The organism is Blastococcus haudaquaticus (assembly GCF_900230285.1).
In the GTDB taxonomy this organism is placed as follows: Bacteria; Actinomycetota; Actinomycetes; order Mycobacteriales; family Geodermatophilaceae; genus Blastococcus_B; species Blastococcus_B haudaquaticus.
Genome location: NZ_OCNK01000003.1, coordinates 73,478 through 87,095 on the forward strand (window position 1 = coordinate 73,478; position 13,618 = coordinate 87,095).

At 74.2% G+C, this 13,618-nt stretch carries 13 protein-coding genes; 7 read left to right on the forward strand and 6 right to left on the reverse strand.

Features of this window, described 5'->3' with window-relative positions; translation table 11 throughout:
* Nucleotides 1-22 precede the first annotated feature (22 nt).
* The gene (locus CRP30_RS11730; protein ID WP_200814715.1) at nucleotides 23-1,465 is read left to right on the forward strand and encodes an FAD-binding oxidoreductase; all 1,443 of its coding nucleotides are present in this window, start codon (nucleotides 23-25) and stop codon (nucleotides 1,463-1,465) included.
* 120 nt (nucleotides 1,466-1,585) lie between these two features.
* Here CRP30_RS11730 and CRP30_RS11735 read toward each other — a convergent pair whose 3' ends face one another.
* Nucleotides 1,586-3,247 carry an FAD-binding oxidoreductase gene (locus CRP30_RS11735; RefSeq protein WP_097184191.1) on the reverse strand — a complete coding sequence of 554 codons (1,662 nt, stop codon included), beginning with the start codon at nucleotides 3,245-3,247 and terminating at the stop codon, nucleotides 1,586-1,588.
* Nucleotides 3,248-3,282: 35 nt separating this feature from the next.
* Here CRP30_RS11735 and CRP30_RS11740 point away from each other — a divergent pair, with 35 nt between their 5' ends.
* The 3 genes from CRP30_RS11740 (at nucleotide 3,283) to CRP30_RS11750 (ending at nucleotide 6,379) form a co-directional block, all read left to right on the forward strand.
* Nucleotides 3,283-4,803, forward strand: a complete 1,521-nt coding sequence (locus CRP30_RS11740; protein ID WP_097184192.1) for a glycerol-3-phosphate dehydrogenase/oxidase — start codon at nucleotides 3,283-3,285, stop codon at nucleotides 4,801-4,803.
* A gap of 60 nt (nucleotides 4,804-4,863) precedes the next feature.
* Nucleotides 4,864-5,661 (forward strand): methyltransferase domain-containing protein, encoded by a 798-nt coding sequence (locus CRP30_RS11745; protein WP_097184193.1) that lies wholly within the window; start codon nucleotides 4,864-4,866, stop codon nucleotides 5,659-5,661.
* Between the two features lie 88 nt (nucleotides 5,662-5,749).
* Complete coding sequence (locus tag CRP30_RS11750) at nucleotides 5,750-6,379, forward strand: TMEM175 family protein (protein ID WP_097184194.1); 630 nt, start codon at nucleotides 5,750-5,752, stop codon at nucleotides 6,377-6,379.
* A gap of 52 nt (nucleotides 6,380-6,431) precedes the next feature.
* On the opposite strand, the gene CRP30_RS11755 is transcribed toward CRP30_RS11750, so the two are convergent.
* The 3 genes from CRP30_RS11755 to CRP30_RS11765 form a co-directional block, all read right to left on the reverse strand.
* Nucleotides 6,432-7,184 carry a MerR family transcriptional regulator gene (locus CRP30_RS11755; RefSeq protein WP_097184195.1) on the reverse strand — a complete coding sequence of 251 codons (753 nt, stop codon included), beginning with the start codon at nucleotides 7,182-7,184 and terminating at the stop codon, nucleotides 6,432-6,434.
* Nucleotides 7,185-7,251: 67 nt separating this feature from the next.
* Nucleotides 7,252-8,715, reverse strand: a complete 1,464-nt coding sequence (locus CRP30_RS11760) for a sensor domain-containing diguanylate cyclase (RefSeq protein ID WP_143278452.1) — start codon at nucleotides 8,713-8,715, stop codon at nucleotides 7,252-7,254.
* A 107-nt stretch (nucleotides 8,716-8,822) separates the two neighbouring features.
* Entirely contained in the window at nucleotides 8,823-9,419 is a 597-nt protein-coding gene (locus CRP30_RS11765; protein WP_097184197.1) for a TMEM165/GDT1 family protein, read from the reverse strand.
* A 303-nt stretch (nucleotides 9,420-9,722) separates the two neighbouring features.
* Between CRP30_RS11765 and CRP30_RS11770 the strand changes: the two genes are divergently transcribed.
* On the forward strand, nucleotides 9,723-10,832 hold the full coding sequence (locus tag CRP30_RS11770; RefSeq protein ID WP_097184198.1) for an MFS transporter: 1,110 nt from the start codon (nucleotides 9,723-9,725) through the stop codon (nucleotides 10,830-10,832).
* An 89-nt stretch (nucleotides 10,833-10,921) separates the two neighbouring features.
* On the forward strand, nucleotides 10,922-11,602 hold the full coding sequence (locus CRP30_RS11775; protein ID WP_097184199.1) for an alpha/beta hydrolase: 681 nt from the start codon (nucleotides 10,922-10,924) through the stop codon (nucleotides 11,600-11,602).
* A 4-nt stretch (nucleotides 11,603-11,606) separates the two neighbouring features.
* Here the strand turns inward: CRP30_RS11775 and CRP30_RS11780 are convergent, their stop codons facing one another.
* Complete coding sequence (locus CRP30_RS11780) at nucleotides 11,607-12,467, reverse strand: helix-turn-helix domain-containing protein (RefSeq protein ID WP_097184200.1); 861 nt, start codon at nucleotides 12,465-12,467, stop codon at nucleotides 11,607-11,609.
* A 27-nt stretch (nucleotides 12,468-12,494) separates the two neighbouring features.
* On the opposite strand from CRP30_RS11780, the gene CRP30_RS11785 reads away from it, so the two are divergent.
* Nucleotides 12,495-12,968 carry a VOC family protein gene (locus CRP30_RS11785; RefSeq protein ID WP_097184201.1) on the forward strand — a complete coding sequence of 158 codons (474 nt, stop codon included), beginning with the start codon at nucleotides 12,495-12,497 and terminating at the stop codon, nucleotides 12,966-12,968.
* Here the strand turns inward: CRP30_RS11785 and yczE are convergent.
* On the reverse strand, nucleotides 12,913-13,557 hold the full coding sequence (gene yczE, locus CRP30_RS11790; RefSeq protein WP_200814716.1) for a membrane protein YczE: 645 nt from the start codon (nucleotides 13,555-13,557) through the stop codon (nucleotides 12,913-12,915). The two genes, CRP30_RS11785 and yczE, sit on opposite strands and share 56 nt — an antisense overlap.
* Between the last annotated feature and the right edge of the window lie 61 nt (nucleotides 13,558-13,618).

Here is a 13,618-nt window from a genome sequence, read left to right on the forward strand (position 1 = left end):
CGCGAAGAGGAAAACCCCGCTGATGAGCCTCACCGAGAAGTCCGGGCCCCTGCCGTCCGCCGTCATGGGCGACGCCGTCCTCGACACCCTCGTGCCGTCGTTCCCGGCCGGCGCGATCGACGAGCTGCGCAGCCAGGTGCACGGCCCGGTCTACGCGGCGGGCGACGACGGCATGGCCGCCGAGGTCGCCACCTGGAACGTCGCGATCCAGCACACCCCCGCCGTCGCCGTCGGTGCCACCTGCGCCGAGGACGTCTCCGCCGCCGTCACCTGGGCCGTCGCGCACGACCTGCACGTCGCCGTCCAGGCCACCGGCCACGGGCCGGTCCGGAACGCTGCCGGCTCCCTGATGATCACCACCCGGCGGATGCAGGGCACGAGCGTCGACCCCGAGCGGCGCGTAGCCCGCGTCGAGGCCGGGGTGAAGTGGAAGAAGGTCCTCGAGGCCGCCGCCGACCACGGCCTCGCCGGGCTGTGCGGCTCGACCTCCGACGTCGGCGTCGTCGGCTACACCCTCGGCGGTGGCATGGGCTCGCTCGGCCGGCGGTTCGGCTTCGCGGCCGACCACGTGCAGGCCGTCGAGCTCGTCACCGCCGACGGCCGGCTGCGCCGTCTCTCTGCCGACAGCGAGCCCGAGCTGTTCTGGGCGGTGCGCGGCGGGAAGGGGAACTTCGGCATCGTCACCGCCATGGAGATCGACCTCGTGCCGGTCGGCTCCCTGTACGCCGGTGGCATCTTCTTCACCGGCGACGACGCCCCTGCCCTGCTGCACCGGTTCCGCCAGTGGGCGCCGACGCTGCCCGAGGAGGTCGGCACGTCGATCGCCGTCATGCGGATGCCTCCCATGGAGGAGCTGCCCCCGCCGCTGCGCGGGCAGACCGTCGTCCACCTGCGCTACGCCTACTCGGGCACCGACCACGCCGAGGCGGAGAAGCTGCTGTCGCCGATGAAGATCCTGGGCACGATCGTCATGGGCTACGTCGGACCGATCCGCACCGACGAGATGGACTCCATCCACATGGACCCGGTCGACCCGATGCCCGCGTGGGAGAAGGGCATGCTGCTCACCGACCTCCCCGAGGAGGCGGTCGACGCCCTGCTCGAGGCAGCCGGACCGCAGGTCGACATCCCCCTCTTCATGACCGAGATCCGGCTCATGGGTGGCGCGCTCGCCCGGCAGCCCAGGGTGCCGAACGCGGTGCCGGGCCGGAGCGGTGCCTTCGCCGTCGAGGTGGTCGGCCCCGGGATCCCGGAGCTCGCCCAGGTCGTGCCGATGGTCGGCAAGGGGGTGCTCGGGACGCTCGCCCCGTGGAAGGCCCCCGAGACGATGATCAACTTCCTGGGCGAGGTCTCCGGCCCGGAGGAGGTCGCGGCGGCCTACCTGCCCGAGACCATCGAGCGGCTGCGCGCGGTCAAGAGCCAGGTCGACCCGGCCGGGGTCTTCTCCTTCGGCCACGCCTTCTGAGGACGCCGGTGCCGTGGACCCCTGACCCCGGTCCGCGGCACCGGAAGGATCGACAGGACGAGATCTGCACACTCGCCCGCATCAGCGCGCTGAAGGCGGCGAGTGTGCAGATCTCGTCGGTCACTCGGGGAGCAGGACGCCCGGGTTGCAGATGCCGTTGGGGTCGAGCCGCTCCTTGACCGCGCGCAGCACCTCGACGCCCAGCGGGCCGATCTCGCGCTCCATCCACGGGCGGTGGTCGGCCCCGACGGCGTGGTGGTGGGTGAGCGTTCCGCCAGCGCCCAGCAGTGCATCGGTGGCGGCGCGCTTGGCCGTGAGCCACTGCTGGATGGGCAGCGTCTCGTCGCGGTCGGCCAGCACGGTCACGTACAGCGAGGCGCCGGTCGGATACCCGTGCGAGACGTGGCTCATGATCAGCGGCCGCCGCCCCGCCCGGGTCAGCGACTCGCGCAGGGCCCGGCGGACGGCGTCGTAGACGGTGGGCAGCGCCGACCACGTGGCCGCCGTCTCCAGCGTCTCCACCAGCAGGCCGCCGTCCATGAGCTGGTCGCGCAGGTAGGGGCCGTGGAACCGGTTCTTCTTCCACGCCTGGCCGACCTTCGGACCGAGCCGGATCGCGCCGCCGTCCCGGAGCGAGGCAGCGGCCGCCTTCATCCGCGCGCGCACCAGCGGAGGCAGGCCCTCCCAGCCGAGCACGAGCAGGCAGCCGTCCGCGTGACCCCGGGCCCGCAGGCTGCCGCGCAGCAGCTTCGCCCCCGTGCCGGATGCCATGAGCAGGTTGGCCCGCGTCTCGTCGGCGTCGGAGAGCCGGACGACGTCGGGCAGCAGGTCGTGGCGGGCGAGCTGCTGGAGCGCGGCGAGCCCGGCCACCCAGGAGCGGAACGACCAGCCCTCGTAGGAGCTCGTCGCCGGCTTCGGCCGCACCCGCAGGGACAGCTCGGTGATGATGCCGAGGGTCCCCTCCGACCCCAGGGCGACGCCGAGCAGGTCCGGGCCGGCCGCCGTCGCCGGGGGATGCCCCAGCTCCAGGACACCGGACGGCGTGGTCAGGGTCAGACCGGCCACCAGCTCGTCGAAGCGGCCGACGCCGGTGCTGCTCTGCCCCGCCGACCGCGTGGCCGCGTAGCCGCCGAGGGTGGCGAACTCCCAGCTCTGCGGCAGGTGGCCGAAGGTGAGCCCGTGCTCGTCGAGCGCCTGCTCCAGCGCCGGGCCGCGCATGCCGGGGCCGACGGTCACCAGGGACGACGGCACGTCGAGCGACTGCACCGACGACATGCGGGACAGATCGACGGAGATGGACGGCCGGTCGTCGGGGTCCACGCCCGCCAGCCCGCCCACGACGCTGGTGCCCCCACCGAACGGGACGACGACGATGCCGAGCTCGCTGCAGAGGCTCAGCAGTGCGGCGGTCTCCTCGGTGCTGCCCGGCAGGACGACCGCGCACGGTGCGTCGGACGCATCGCCCTCTCGACGGCGGAGGAGGTCCAGGTAGCTCTTGCCCCCGGCCCGGCGCAGCCGCGACTCGCGGTCGGTGCGGACGTTGTCCTCGCCGAGCAGCTCGACCAGCCGGGTCCGGGCCTGCTCGGGGAGGCGGGACGGCCCCAGCCGGATGTCGGCGACGGCGACCGGCGGTGTCGGCCGAGGGGACCAGCCCAGCTCGCGGGTCAGGTAGCGGCGGGCGGCCTTGGGCAGCGTGTCGCTCAGGTCGCTGTCGGGCGCGCTGGACGGCAGGGGGTCGGCCGGACCCCAGCCCTGGATCGTCAGTTCCGGCTGCGTTGCCACGGCTACAGTCTGCCGGTGCTGCTCCCCGAGCGATCATGGTGACCGCCGCGCTGCCCGGGACGCTGTCCCCGGCCCGCCGCGCGGAGGACCTGGCCGAGCTCGCCGGTGGCTCCGTCGACGTCCTCGTGGTGGGTGGGGGAGTGACCGGCGCCGGGGTCGCCCTGGACGCCGCGAGCCGCGGCCTTTCGGTGGCCCTGCTCGAGCGCACCGACCTCGCGGCCGGCACCAGCCGGTGGTCGTCGAAGCTGGTGCACGGCGGCCTGCGGTACCTCGCGCACGGCGAGATCGGCCTGGCGCGGGAGAGCGCCCGCGAGCGCGCCGTCCTCATGGGATCGACGGCGCCGCACCTGGTCCGGCGGCTGCCGTTCCTGGTCCCCGACGTCGCAGGGCGGGACGTGACCGCCCTGGCCGCGGCGGGCGGCCGGCTGGGCGACGCGGTGCGGCTGTCGGTGCCCGGCGGCCGCGGCTCGCTGCCCTCGACCCGGCGGGTGTCCGCCGACGAGGTGTCGCGGCTCGTCCCCGGTGTGCGGGCCGGCCGCGGCGGCGTCGTCTTCTGGGACGGGCAGCTCGTGGACGACGCCCGGCTCGTGGTCGCGCTGACCAGGACTGCCGCTGCGTACGGCGCGCGGGTGCTCACCGGCGCGACCGTGACCGCGGTGGACGGCGCTGAGGTGCACGCGGTCGTGGACGGGGTCTCGCTGACGCTGCGGGCCGGGGTGGTCGTGAACGCCGCCGGGGTGTGGGCGCAGCGCCTGGCGCCGTCGATCCGGCTGGTGCCGTCGCGAGGGTCGCACCTGGTGGTGCCGGGGACGCTGCTCGGCTCGCCGACGGCGGCGCTGACCGTGCCGCTGCCCGGCTCGCGGTCCCGCTACGTGTTCGCGCTGCCGCAGGCCGACGGGCTGGTCTACCTCGGCCTCACCGACGAGCCGGTCGAGGGCCCGGTGCCCGACGAGGACCCCGTGCCCAGCGACGCCGAGGTCACGCAGCTGCTCGAGACGGTCAACCAGGTGCTGGCGACGCCGCTGACCCGTGACGATCTCGTCGGCGCCTACGCGGGGTTCCGGCCCCTGGTGCTGCCCGCGTCGGCCGGCACCGGTCCCGGGGACGCGACCGCGGACCTCTCGCGCAGGCACCTGCTGACGTGGGACGGAACGGTCCTGTCCGTGGTGGGCGGGAAGCTGACCACCTACCGGGCCATGGCCGAGGAGGCGGTGGACGCCGTGGTCGCGCGCCTGGGCCGCGGTGCCGCGCGCTCGCTGACCGGTCGGCTGCCGCTGGTGGGCGCGGCGCCGCGGTCGGCGCTCGAGCGGGTGCACGCGCCCGGACGGCTCGTGGCCCGGTACGGGACGGAGGCGCCGGTCGTGGAGGCGCTCGGGCCGGCGGCCGTCGTCGCCGGGCGGCCCGAGACGGTGGGGGAGCTGCGGTTCGCCGTCCGGCACGAGGGTGCCCGGACCGTCGACGACCTGCTGGACCGGCGGACCCGCTTCGGCCTGGTGCCGGCCGAGCGGGCGCGGGCCGTGCCCGAGGCCGAGAGGGTTCTGGCCGAGGAGCTGTAGTCGTCCCATCTCCTGGGAAGGCGGTTCCACTTTATGGGATAACGGGTCCACACTGCCGTCGTGGACACGTACACGCACGGCCATGCGGACTCGGTGCTGCAGTCGCACCGATGGCGGACGGCGGAGAACTCGGCCGCCTACCTGCTGTCCTCCCTGCGCCCCGGGCTCGACCTGCTCGACGTCGGCTGCGGGCCCGGGACCATCACGGTCGACCTCGCCGGTCGCGTCGCCCCCGGCCGGGTGGTGGGCCTCGACGTGTCAGCCGATCCGCTCGTGGAGGCCCGCGCGGCTGCCGAGCGCGCCGGTGTGGACGTGACCTTCGAGGTCGGGAGCGTCTACGCGCTGGCCGCCGCGGACGACTCCTTCGACGTGGTGCACGCCCACCAGGTGCTGCAGCACCTCACCGATCCGGTCGCGGCGCTCCGCGAGATGGCGCGGGTCTGCCGCCCGGGCGGTGTGATCGCCGTCCGGGACGTCGACTACGCCGCCTTCGTCACCTTCCCCGCCGACCCGGGCCTGGACCGATGGCTGGACCTGTACCACCGCGTCGCACGGGCGAACGGCGCCGAGCCCGATGCCGGGCGGCGGCTGCTGTCGTGGGCGCACGCGGCCGGGCTGCGGGACGTCACCGCGACCGCGAGCACCTACTGCTACGCCTCGGCCCGGGAGCGGGAGTGGTGGGGCCGGTCGTGGGCGGGCCGGGCGACGTCGTCGGCGTTCGCCGAGCAGGCGCTGGGCTACGGCCTGGCGACGGCGGACGACCTGGACGAGATCGCCGCGGCCTGGCTCCGGTGGTCCGAGGCCGACGACGGCTGGCTCGGCATGCTGCACGGCGAACTGCTCATCCACATCTGGTGAAGGACCCCGTCCTCCCCACCCCTCGCAAGCTCGGCGCGGGCCCCTGGACGGGGCCGACACGGACGACGCGCCCCTAGGCTCGCGGCGCATGGACGGCGGAACCGACACCCCCAGCCGGGACGTGACGCGGCTGGTCAACCTGAGCGATGCGGTGGTGGCCATCGCGGCCACGCTGCTCGTCCTGCCGCTGGTCGACCAGATCGACTCGATGCCCGGCGCGACGGTGGCGGAGATGCTCGGCGACGCCGGCCGGCAGTTCGGCGCCTTCGTGCTGAGCTTCGTCGTCGTCGGCCGGTTCTGGCTCATCCATCACGGCGTCTTCAACGACGTCCGCGAGATGACCGGGACGCTGTTCTGGCTGAACCTCGTCTGGCTCATCGGCATCGTGTTCCTGCCGTACCCGACCGAGCTCATCGGGGTCGTGGACTCCGACGACGTGTGGGCGCCGGTGCTCTACATCGGGACGTTGGCCGTCACGACGCTGGCGGGGCTCGGCATGGACGCCGTCATCGCGCGGTCGCCGGAGATCCGGCACCCCGGAGCGGTCGGGGACCGCGACCTCGTGTCGGGGCTGGTGACGGTCGCGGTGCTGCTGCTGGCGCTCGTCCTCGCCCTCGTGGCGCCCCGTGTCGGGATGGCGTCGCTGCTCCTGCTCGTCGTCGCACCGGCCGTCAGCCGCCTCCTGTCACGCGGGCGGCGTCCCGACGGGGGGCGCTGATGCGCAGTTCCGGGCCCGGGAACTGCGCATCAGCGCACAGTGGTGCCGTGCATCAGCCCTGACGGGCGGCGTTGGCCTGGACGGCGGTGCTGACGTACTGCGCCAGGCCGGGTGCGATCCGCTCGTAGTACGCGGTGAACCGCTCGTCCTCGACGTACATCCGGCCCAGGCCGGCGTGCATCTCGGGAGAGCAGTCGTAGAAGTTCCGGCTGATCTGCTGCCGGTGCTCCTCCGCGGCGTCCATCGCCCGCTCCGAGTCGGCCGGGACGCCGGCGTGCAGCGCCTCGGCGAAGCGACGCTCGACGGCGTCGCTCTCCGCCTTCACGCGCAGCCAGTCGTCCTTGGTCATGGCGCGGGTCCGCTGCTGGGACTGCGCCCAGGCCGCGGTGTCCCCCCACTTCTCCTCGGCCTCCGCGGCGTACTCCTCCGGCAGCCAGTCGCCGAACACCTCGAACCGCTCCTCCGGGGTCAGTGACATCCCCATCGATCGTGCCTCCATCTCCTTCTCGACGGCCGCCACCATCGCCGACGTCCGGTCCAGCCGGTCCCGCAGCAACCGGTGCTGCCGGCGCAGGTGCGCCTCGGGATCGGCGGCCGGGTCGTCGAGCAGGGTCGCGACCTCCTCGAGGGGAAACCCGAGCTCGCGGTAGAGCAGCACCTGGTGCAGCCGATCCAGATCGGACGGCGAGTACTGCCGGTAGCCCGTCGCCGTCCGCCCGGACGGCGACAGCAGCCCGATCCGGTCGTAGTGGTGCAGCGTGCGCACCGTGACGCCGGCGAGTGCGGCGACCTGACCCACGTTCACTCCGGTCCTCCCTCCTGTTGACGAGGAGAAGGGAACAGCCTGACGCAACGTCAGGGTCAAGCAGGATTCAGGCGCGCGAGGTCCGCGTGCGCCGACGGGAGGCCTTGACGAGGTACATCGCGGCGTCGGCGGCGTGCAGCGCGGACTCCGGGGTGTCGTCAGCCGAGCAGACGGCGACGCCGATGCTGATGCCGACGGCGTAGCCGGTGCCGTCCGTGGTGCGCAGCGGTTCGGCGAACGCCGCGGTCACCCGGTCGGCGATCTCCTGCGCCACCTCCTCGTCGCGCACGCTGGGGCAGAGGACGACGAACTCGTCCCCGCCGATGCGGGCCACCGTGTCGCCGGGGCGCACGGCCGACTCCAGCCGCCGCCCGGCCTCGGCCAGCACCTCGTCCCCGACCGCGTGGCCGGCCGTGTCGTTCACCGGCTTGAAGCCGTCGAGGTCGCAGTAGAGGAGCGCGGCCGGCTGGAGCGCCCGGCGGGCGGCGGACAGCGACTGCTCGAGCCGGTCGAGCAGCAGGCTGCGGTTGGGCAGCCCGGTCAGCGGGTCGTGCAGGGCCGCGGTGCGCAGGGCCTCCTCCAGCTTCCGCTGGGCGGTGATGTCGATCATGGTGACCAGGGCCCCGAGCAGCTGGTCGTCCTCGTCGCGGATCGTGGCGCCCGAGGCGGACAGGAGCCGGAGGGGCTGACCGGGGGCGGAGAGCCCCATCTCGGCGTCGGAGACCCGGCCCTCGCGGTAGACGCGGGTCAGGGGCACGCGGTCGGCGGGGAGCGGATCGCCCTTCCCGTCGGTGATGCAGAAGCTCGTGGGCAGGTCCTCGACGGCCACGGTCGGGTCGGCGTCGAGACCGTGCCATTCGCGGCTGACCTGGTTGAACAGCTCGACGCGCCCCTCGGCGTCGCCCGCGACGATCCCGACGGGCAGGGCCTCGAGCAGCGCACGGATGAACGCCTCGGACCGGACGAGGTCGGCGTGCGCGCGCTCCATGCCGACCCGGGCCACCTGGGCGGCGGCCGCCACGTCGGCCAGCTGCCCGGCCTGCTGCCGGGAGCGGAACAGCGAGACGGTGACGGCGGCGAGGTCGTCGAGGCGGTCGCACTCGGCCTGGGTGAACTCGTGCGGCTCCTCGTCGAAGACGCTCAGCGCCCCCAGCAGGACGTCGTCCACCACGATCGGCGCGCTCGCGTAGGCGCGCACGCGGCCGCGACGGCCGTCGACCCAGGGGTTGCCGGCGAACTCCGGTTCGGCGGCGAGGTCGGCCACGGCCTGGGTGCCGGAGCCGCGCTGGGCCAGGGCCGCGCCGATGGACTCGTCCCGCGGCGAGGCGGCGCCGCGGAAGCCGTGGGCGGCGAGCGCGTGCTTGACCGGCGTGTCGAGGGTGTTGACGGCGGCGCAGCGCAGGCCGGCCACCGCGGCGGCGATCCGCACGATGCCGTCCAGTTCGGCGTCCGCGCTCATGCCGGGGACGCCGAACTCGTGCACGAACGCGGGCTGGCGTGCCCGCGCGTGCTGCCGTCCGGTCGTCGTCACGTCCACTGCCTCCTGGCACGGCACCCCTCGTGGGTCCGTCTCGGTTCCGGGAACGGCAGGACTCGGTGTCGAGTTGAGGCGAGTCCCCCCATGGGGTGCCTGGCCGCTCAGCCGGTGAGGGCGCGGACGGTCTCGACGACGGCGAAGACCGCGAAGACGACGAAGAGCACGGCGGCGACCCGGCGGATGAGCGCGATGGGCAGCCGGTCGGCGAGCTTCTTCCCCAGGAAGACGGCGAGGCCGGAGACGACGAGCAGCGCGGCCCATGCGCCGATGAACACCGACAACGGCTCGTCGTAGCGCGCCGCGAGGCCGGCGGTGGCCAGCTGCGAGAGGTCGCCCCACTCGGCGGCGAACAGGACGCCGAAGGAGATGGCGGCCACGCGGAGGAACGAGGTGCCCTCCCTGGTCTCGTCCAGGTCCTCGTCCTCGGGCCCGCTGTTCGCGCTGCGCCACAGGATGACCGCGCCCACGAGGAAGAGCACCGCGACGACACCGCTCACCAGCGCCTCGGGAAGCAGGGAGAGCAGCGAGCCGGCGGTGACCGCGATCGCGACCTGGAGGCCGAACGCCGCGCCGACGCCGACGAACACCGGCAGCGGTGGGAAGCGGGTGGCGAGCACCAGGCTGGCGAACAGCGTCTTGTCCGGCAGCTCGACGGGGAGCACCAGGATGAACGCCGTCGCGATGACGGACAGGACCACGGGACTTCTCCTCCGCTGGGCGCTGCCGGGCGGAGACAGGGACGGCCTCCGACCGGGCAGCGCAGGGCTGCTGGTCGAAGGTCTCGCCCATCCACGAGGACGTGGACCCGCTGACCGGGCGCCCCGGGGGGCGCCAGCATGTCGACCAGCGGACGGGGGGCTACTCCCCTTCGCCACGTGAGGGTAGCGAGAAAACGGCTGCGGGAGCGCCGCTGCCGGAGTTAGCCTCCGCACATGCCGTTCCGTTGACGCCTCGCACCGAACACCCTCCCGCCCGCTGCCCGGCCGCTCGCCCGCCTGGCCGTGGGCTGGGCCGCGCTGTCCGAGCTGGTGCCCCTCTATCCGCTCTACGCACTGCTGTTCCTCGACACCGGGCTCTCCGGCGCGCAGATCTCGCTGCTCTTCGCCGTATGGTCGGTGACCTCCTTCGTCACCGAGGTGCCCGCCGGGGTCCTCGCCGACCGGTGGTCGCGGCGGGGCGTCGTGGTGCTGGCCGGGGTCCTGCAGGCGGCCGCGTTCGCCGTCTGGACGGCGGCGCCCGAGGCGTGGGCCTTCGCGGTCGGCTTCGTCGTCTGGGGTGTCTCCGGCGCGCTCGTCTCCGGAGCGAGCGAGGCGCTGGTCTACGACGGCCTGGTCGCCGTCGGCGCCGGGGACAGCTACGCCCGGGTCAACGGCTGGATGACCTCCGCGGAGCTGCTCGTCCAGGTGCCGACGGCGTTCGCCGCCGGCGCCCTGTTCGCCGTCGGCGGGTACGAGCTCGTGGGCTGGGCGAGCGTGGTCGCCTGCCTGGCCGCCGCCGCGCTCGCGCTGCGGTTCCCCGAGGCGCCCCGGACGACGGACGACGACGAGGAGGAGGAGCCGCTGCGCCGGGGCGTCGTCGAGGCGCTCCGGTCCCCGAGCCTGCGGGTGCTGGTGCTCGCCGTGGCGCTGGTCGGCGGCCTGGACGCGATCGAGGAGTACTTCCCCGTCCTCGCCGGCGACTGGGGCGTCCCGACCACCGCCGTCCCGGTGGCGGTCCTGGTGATCGCCCTCGCCGGTGCCGCCGGTGCGGCGCTGGGCGGCCGGGCCGACCGGCTCCCCGGGAACGCGTTGCTCGGGCTGCTGGTCGCCGCGGCCGGCTGCCTCTCCCTCGCCGCGGTGTGGGCCCGTCCGGCCGCGCTCGGCGCGGTCGCGATCTTCTACGCCCTCTACCTGGCGGTGCTCGTCGTCGCCGAGGCGCGGCTGCAGGAGGGCATCGCCAGCCGGCACCGGGCGACGATCACCTCCGTCGCGGGGCTGGGCATCGAGGTCGCCTCGCTGCTGGTCTTCGCCGCGTGGGCACTGGCGGGACCGTTCGCGGTGGTGGCGCTGGTACTGGCCGTGGTCCCCGTCGTCCGGGCGGGCCTGCGGACGAGCGGCCCCGTCCACCGCTGAGCCCGCCGGACGGGTGTGCGCGGGCGAGGTGCCGTGCCAGACTCCCCGCGGCCGGGGCCCCGGCCCTGATCCCGACGGAGGGAAGTGCGATGACCGCCACGCTGGTCCTCGTCCACGGTGCCTGGCACGGCTCCTGGTGCTGGGCGGAGCTCCTCGACGCGCTCGGGAACGTGCCGGTCACGACCGTCGACCTGCCCAGCGTGGGGGACGACCCGACCGCGCTGGGCGACCTGTACGCCGACGCGGCGGCGGTCCGGTCGGTGCTGTCCGGGATCGAGGGGCCGACCGTGGTGCTGGGGCACTCCTACGGCGGAGCGGTGATCACCGAGGCGGTCACCGCCGACAGCGGCGTCGCGCACCTGGTCTACCTGTGCGCCTTCCTCCTGGACGAGGGGGACTCCCTGCTCGGTGCCGTCGGTGGGAACCCGCCCCCGTGGTGGGACGTCCGTGGCGACCACGTCGCGGTGAGGACGCCGGCGGAGGTCTTCTACAACGGGGTCTCCCCAGAGCTGACCGAGCGGTCGGTCGCCCGCGTCGCGTCGCACTCCCTGGCCGCCTTCGAGCAGCCGCTGACGAACGCCGCGTGGAAGGTGGTGCCCAGCACCTACGTGGTCGCCGAGCAGGACCAGGCCATCCCCGCGTTCGCGCAGGAGGCGATGGCCCAGCGGGCCGGCGAGGTGCTCCGGATGGACACCGGCCACTCGCCGTTCCTCGCGCAGCCCCAGGCGCTCGCGGCGCTGCTGCGCCCGATCCTCGACCGGGCCGGCTGAGCCGCTAGGGAGCCGCTCGCGCCCGCTGGAGGTAGGCCGACGGCGTCATGCCGACGACGGCGCGGAAGTCGCGGCTGAAGTGCGCCTGGTCGAACCAGCCTAGGGACGCCGCCAGGCCGGCCAGGTCCTGCACCTCCCCCGCGTCCATCGCGGCGGCGGCGTCCTGCAGCCGGTAGCGGGCCAGCACCGCCTTGGGGCTCACCCCGACGTAGCCGGCGAACAGCCGCTGGAGCGAGCGCACGCCGAGGCCGCCCAGCGCCGCGACCTGGTCGACGCGGACAAGCCCGCGGTCGGAGATCATCGCGCCGATCAGCCCCAGCAGGTCGAGGTAGGCGTCCGGCGGATCCGTCGCCAGCGGCGCGAGGGCGCTGTCGAGGGCGGCGGCGCGGTCGTCGTCGTCCTCCGGTGCGGTCACCTCGGCCAGCAACCGGGCTGCCGGGACCCGGAGCTGGTCGCCCAGCGGCGCCACGGTGTTGCGCCCCGGAAGGGCGCCGGTGAGGGCGGTGAACCCGCCGGGGCGGAACTTCACCGCGGTCACCCGGCCGGCACCGGTCAGGTCGACGGTGAACCGCCGGGTGACGACGCCGTGCACGAGCACCGCGGGCATCTCGAAGCCGAAGCGCGGTTCGGTGCCGGACTCCACCGACACGTTCACGCTGGGGTGGCTCAGCACCTCCGACCGGAAGGGCGGCCTGCCGGTCAGGTCCCAGCGCACCGACCAGTACCGCTCGACGAAGGGCCGCAGCCCCTCGCTCACCGGCGCGTCGCGGCGCAGGTCGGCCTGCTCGGCGGTCTCGGCCGGGCGGAGGACGCCGCGCAGGGACGACGCCCGGTCGAGGGTTGTCGCGTTCTTCCAAGACGCCACGGCAGCAGCCTAGGCAGCATCGGGGACATGACGATCACGAATGGCAAGCCCGAGGGCTACACGACCCTGACCCCGTTCCTGGTCTGCTCCCCGGCGGCCGAGGCCATCCGCTTCTACGAGGACGTGTTCGGCGCGACGCTGGTCAGCCGGATGGACGGTCCCGGTGACACGGTCATGCACGCCGAACTCGACCTCGGGGACGGCCGCCTGCAGCTGTCCGACCCGAACGAGCAGTTCGGCCTCGTCGTCCCGGACCGGTCGGGTGACGCCGTCAGCGGCTCGACCTGCATCTACGTGCCCGACGTGGACGCCGTCTTCGCGAAAGCCGTCGAGCGCGGGGCAACCGTCCGCGAGAAGCCCGACACCTTCGTCACCGGCGACCGGTTCGCCTCCATCTACGACCCGTTCGGCCACCGCTGGGCGGTCATGACCAAGGTCGAGGACGTCAGCCCCGAGGAAGCGGAGCGGCGGCTGGCCGAGTGGGGCGCCCAGCAGGGCTGACAGAGAGCAGCGGCAGCAGGACCTGCACCAGCGGACCGATCGCCACCGCGTAGAGGACGGTGCCGATCCCGAGCGTGCCGCCGAGCAGCCAGCCGACGGCCACGACGGCGACCTCGATGGACGTACGGACCAGCCGCACCGACCGGCCGGTGCGCCGGACGAGACCGGTCATCAGCCCGTCGCGGGGACCGGGGCCCAGGTGCACCCCGATGTAGGCCGCGGTGGCGACGCCGTTCAGCAGGATCCCGGCGACCAGGAAGCCGGCCCGAGCGGGGAGGGACGTGGGGTCGGGCAGGACCGCGAGCGTCGCGTCCAGGACGAGCCCGAGGACGACGACGTTGCTGACCGTCCCCAGGCCCGGTCGCTGGCGGAGGGGGAGCCAGGCGAGCAGCACCAGCGCCCCGACGGCGATCGCCACGGTGCCGATGGACCGGTCCAGCCGGTCCGCGAGCCCCTGGTGCAGCACGTCCCACGGCATGTTGCCCAAGGTCGAGGTGACGATCAGCGCCATCGAGACGCCGTAGAGCGCCAGACCCGCGTAGAGCTGGACGAGGCGGCGGGGCAGTTGCCGACCGGTGGACTGGAGCACCTCCCGAGTTTCGCGCATGAGTGGCCTGCCGGCTCCGGGCCAATCGGCCCAGTGGCCTGGT

Bases quoted from the DNA above. Each gene is read 5' to 3' on its own strand.
- CRP30_RS11730 (WP_200814715.1), top strand. From the start codon at position 23: ATGAGCCTCACCGAGAAGTCCGGGCCCCTGCCGTCCGCCGTCATGGGC.
- CRP30_RS11740 (WP_097184192.1), top strand. From the start codon at position 3,283: ATGGTGACCGCCGCGCTGCCCGGGACGCTGTCCCCGGCCCGCCGCGCG.
- CRP30_RS11750 (WP_097184194.1), top strand. From the start codon at position 5,750: ATGGACGGCGGAACCGACACCCCCAGCCGGGACGTGACGCGGCTGGTC.
- CRP30_RS11775 (WP_097184199.1), top strand. From the start codon at position 10,922: ATGACCGCCACGCTGGTCCTCGTCCACGGTGCCTGGCACGGCTCCTGG.
- CRP30_RS11785 (WP_097184201.1), top strand. From the start codon at position 12,495: ATGACGATCACGAATGGCAAGCCCGAGGGCTACACGACCCTGACCCCG.